Source organism: Escherichia sp. GZ89, assembly GCF_019366485.1.
GTDB classification, from domain to species: domain Bacteria; phylum Pseudomonadota; class Gammaproteobacteria; order Enterobacterales; family Enterobacteriaceae; genus Escherichia; species Escherichia fergusonii.
The window spans coordinates 1-1,630 of the sequence record NZ_JAEOHX010000038.1 but is presented as its reverse complement, the minus strand read 5'-3'; the positions used below and the strand labels follow the sequence as shown (position 1 = coordinate 1,630).

At 51.8% G+C, this 1,630-nt stretch carries 1 protein-coding gene; it reads right to left on the bottom strand.

The features are described from left to right. Positions 1–273 precede the first annotated feature (273 nt). Positions 274–750: a helix-turn-helix domain-containing protein gene (locus tag K0335_RS22025; RefSeq protein WP_000469298.1), complete on the bottom strand. Its 477-nt coding sequence runs from the start codon at positions 748–750 to the stop codon at positions 274–276. Positions 751–1,630: the final 880 nt, after the last annotated feature.

The following is a 1,630-nucleotide window of genomic DNA, read 5'->3' as shown; positions in this document are numbered from 1 at the left end:
CCCCTGCAAAGCCCATTTGCACGGAACAGGCAGCCATGCGGTTGGTAGGTGGTCGTAGACCGTCGGTGTTGCAGCGATGGGGGTCTGGGGTTCTCCCCAGACGGTTTCCGGTAGCGCTCAAGGCGCTGCCGGAACCGTGGCGGCTCGGTTTTTTCTGGAGAACGGGGAGCAAAAACACGCAAAGGATTTTGAGGCGGCAAAAGAGCAATGCAGGATAGACAATCATGGTCAGAACGTTAACACGTAGCCCCTGATTGTCCGCCTGCCGCTAGCTCAATTTGAAAACATGGCCATGATTCGGCGCTGAATATCACCGTCTTTGTTGACCAGTGTTTTAGTGACAAACGCTGCATGGTTTTTCGTAGTGTTGTATCCCTTCCAGACTTCATGTGGATCGAGGGCATACGCACAAACCTTACCAGCAACGGGGATTCTAACTAATGCATTTTTTGATTCTAAGTAATTGAGCCACCGAATAATTGTGCTTCTGCTAACTCCAAGTTTTTCAGCTAGGAATTGCTGATCCGCAACGACAGCGCCACACGTAGGATCGATATGCTCCGCTAAAAATGAGTACAGCTTCAGTGCTGATATGCCTTGGCTATCCTTCAGCAGCTCTCGAACACGTTCCCAACCTTTTGGGGATACCTGTGTAAACCTTGAATTTTTCTTTGCTTCTTCGAGATCCTCGGTGTTTTTCTTTGCCTCATCTGAAAGTTGTTTCAGTCGTTTTTCTGAATCAATAAACATGATTTTTTCCCTCTGAAAATCCCATGCACTAACGTTGGTTCAAATCTAAGCCATCATGACACATCTGTGCAACACCTTGTTGCGTGTTGTCGCATCCAGGATGCGACAACGTTGTGTCATCCTGGATGCGACAGGTAAATAAAAAACACACTAAAAAAACAACCACTTACAAATCGGCGTAAAAGATCTATTCTAGGCAAGGGTGTTGCGTGCAACGCAACGCCCTTTGGGGGTGTCGGGGCGAAGCCCTGACCCAGTCACGTAGCGATAGCGGAGTGTATACTGGCTTACTCCTCTGCAAGCCTTACCAGCTGTGATTTTTGCCAGATTTCACGCTCTCAACGTTCAACAGCTCCATCATGGTTTTGCCGTCCGTTCACCGCTAAAACGCCTCAGAAATCGGGACAGGATGTGCAAATGTAATACCGTCACCCGCGACGATATTCCGTTTGCCATCTGGTCAGGGCTTCGCCCCGACACCCCGCATCAGTGCGTACGTGCTCAATGTGGTTTCCGGTTCTCTTCCGCTTCCTCGCCCACTCGCTCACTAACGTTCGGTCGCTGGGGCTGCGGCGAGCGGTGCCACCTCTCGCATGTTGTCGGTGATCCCGGTGTTGTTCTTTTGGGGATGAGTCGCCAGATAGCCCCTCAAACGCGCTCAAAAGCTCTCAGACGCACGAAACGGGTTTTAGATGCCCGCCAGGGCATGGAAGGCGCGAAAAACGCTTACAGAGGCTCTCAGGAGGTCAAGCGCGCCGATACCCCTAACCAGGGGCTTTCAGGTCGCCAGGAACCGCGCCAGCCCCCTGCAAAGCCCATTTGCACGGAACAGGCAGCCATGCGGTTGGTAGGTGGTCGTAGACCGTCGGTGTTGCAGCGA

Coding starts and splice junctions, on each gene's coding strand:
- K0335_RS22025 (WP_000469298.1), bottom strand. CDS start 750: ATGTTTATTGATTCAGAAAAACGACTGAAACAACTTTCAGATGAGGCA.